Raw genomic sequence first — 2,082 nt, 5'->3', positions numbered from 1 at the left:
AGCCTAGTGTATCCCATTTTATCGTAGAAACCCCAGGCTGTATCTTTGTATCTTTCTGCACTCCTTACAATCATTTCTTGATAACCTTGTTTTTTCGCTTCCTCTTCTAAGAAAAGGGTTAGTTTTTTACCAATTCCTTTTCCCTGATTTTTATCATTAACATACAAGATTTTTACCTCTCCAGGTTTTTTTGTAGTTGCCAACGGCAATATTTTTGGCAATGGATCAGCCAAGCCGATTACTCCGAAAACTTGATTTTTTTCTCTAGCCACCCAAAATTGCATATTAAATTTAGTCTGGCCATTAACTTCATCAGAAATTCTTTTAAGATATTTATCAGCTTCCCTTTTTTCAGTCCACTGAATTAGAATTTTATGGATTTTTTTTAAATCTTCTATTTCGGGTTTTTGTACAATCATCATCTTTATTAGATTTTACCAAATTCGGGGGGGAAATTTTCCGAGCCATTTTTACTCATTGGCTTTTATTAGATGGTGATCTTCGAATGTCCAGGCAGGAAAGGAAAGAGCCACTATCCGCGCTGGATCCTGCCCGAGACTCTTTGCCTTATGTTTCACTTTCGGCAAAATCTCGATAGACTCTCCTTTCTTCAGCTGATGAAGGTTCCCATCGAGGTCAAGTTCAAGTTTTCCCTCTAAAACGATATAGGCCTCTTTAATCTGCTGGTGAACGTGGAGCTCAGATTCTTTGATATCCACAATCGCCAGCCCCCAACCAAGACCATCTTGAGCGGTAATTACTTCATAGACCGTCTCGTTGGGATTTTCGACTTTATTTTTGTAGAGGGATGGATTTAATTTTTTCATATCCCAATTTTACCAAATTCAGGGGGAAATTTTCAGCCATTTTTAGTCACCGGTAAGATTTTAAGGACGGAAAACTTCAGGAGCTTGGAGTCGGGCCAAGGCCAACATCGCAATTGTATCGGCTGACATTATCTTGCCCGATTTTATCCATTCATCCAGTTCAGCAACCGGAACATGGACTAGTTCGATATTCTCATTTTCATCAAATTGCTGATCGCCTGTTATTTCAGCGTCGACTACTAAGTAACCATGGGTGCGAGTTGAGTCTTTGGAAGGAGCAACAAAAACTTCTCCTATAAGTCTAAGCTCTTTAGCCTTTATTCCTGTCTCTTGCTCTAGTTCTTCCCTAGCTGCTTCTTTGGGGTTTCTCTTACCAATCCTTCCAGCTGGTAATTCATGAGTTATCTCTTGGACCCCGTGTTTATATTGCCTAGCAAGAATGACTTCTTTCTTAGGTGTAACAGCCACTATCATCGCCACATGACCTAATTCAGCGCGATAATACTCGATTTCTTTCCCTGTGTGAGGTAATCTAACCTTGTCGACGAAAAGAGGAAACCAGGGAGCAGGAGAAATGTCTTCTGTTTTAAGCACTTCCCACTTCTCAATTTTTGGTTTTTCTGTCTCAGACATAAAAGTATTTTACCATATCTCTTTTATCAGGGGGAAAATTTCAGCCATTTTTAGTCAGCGGTAGAATTTTTAAGTTCTAGTTGGATTTTTAAACATCTTTCCGTGTCCGGGGATAATCCAGTCAGCGATTTCCAATATTTTCTTCCGACTTTCTAGTAATGCCTTTTTATCTTTGACATACATGTCTTTTAAATTAAGCAAGGATTCCCTGTCTGTTTTCTGTTTATGACTTGTTTTCCACCACCAAACATCACCGGCGACGATAACGGTTCCTTTTTCTGTTGGAACAATAAGCGATCCGTGGGATTTCTCGTGTCCTGGGGTAGAGAGGATTTTTAAATTTGTCCCTGGAATCTTCCCACCATGCTCATATTCTTTATCGTCATCATAAACAAGCTCATCATCAAGGGCCTTGGCTTTCGGAAAGATTCCAACAAGGTAATTATGGTCAGGATGGAAATGGGTCATAAATACATAATCAATATCTTCTGGTTTTAGTCCTTCTCTTTTCAGAGCGCTGAGAAGCTTTCTTCTGTTGATGCCTGGATCGACAATAATATTTATCTTTCCGTCTCGGACCAAAGTTGTAGACGAACTAGCAATCCAGCCTTTCTTTAAGGTG

Annotated in this window: 4 protein-coding genes; all 4 read right to left on the bottom strand. The window is 39.7% G+C overall.

Translation table 11 applies throughout. The features are described 5' to 3' along the window. On the bottom strand, positions 1–422 hold a 422-nt coding region (locus VMW81_04775; protein HUU50250.1), incomplete at its 3' end, for a GNAT family N-acetyltransferase. A 48-nt stretch (positions 423–470) separates the two neighbouring features. Continuing rightward, positions 471–827 (bottom strand): cupin domain-containing protein, encoded by a 357-nt coding sequence (locus tag VMW81_04770; GenBank protein HUU50249.1) that lies wholly within the window; start codon positions 825–827, stop codon positions 471–473. 60 nt (positions 828–887) lie between these two features. Beyond that, on the bottom strand, positions 888–1,460 hold the full coding sequence (locus VMW81_04765) for an NUDIX hydrolase (GenBank protein HUU50248.1): 573 nt from the start codon (positions 1,458–1,460) through the stop codon (positions 888–890). Positions 1,461–1,529: 69 nt separating this feature from the next. Beyond that, positions 1,530–2,082: MBL fold metallo-hydrolase (locus VMW81_04760; protein ID HUU50247.1), on the bottom strand; the 553-nt coding region annotated here is incomplete at its 5' end.

The sequence above is a fragment of the Nitrospinota bacterium genome (assembly GCA_035528715.1).
In the GTDB taxonomy this organism is placed as follows: Bacteria; JADFOP01; JADFOP01; order DATKYB01; family DATKYB01; genus DATKYB01.
The sequence above is the reverse complement of the archived record's forward strand: the minus strand, read 5'-3'. Positions and strand labels throughout refer to the sequence as shown.

Excerpts from the sequence above, each read along its gene's own strand:
- VMW81_04770 (HUU50249.1), bottom strand. The coding sequence starts at position 827 with ATGAAAAAATTAAATCCATCCCTCTACAAAAATAAAGTCGAAAATCCC.
- VMW81_04765 (HUU50248.1), bottom strand. The coding sequence starts at position 1,460 with ATGTCTGAGACAGAAAAACCAAAAATTGAGAAGTGGGAAGTGCTTAAA.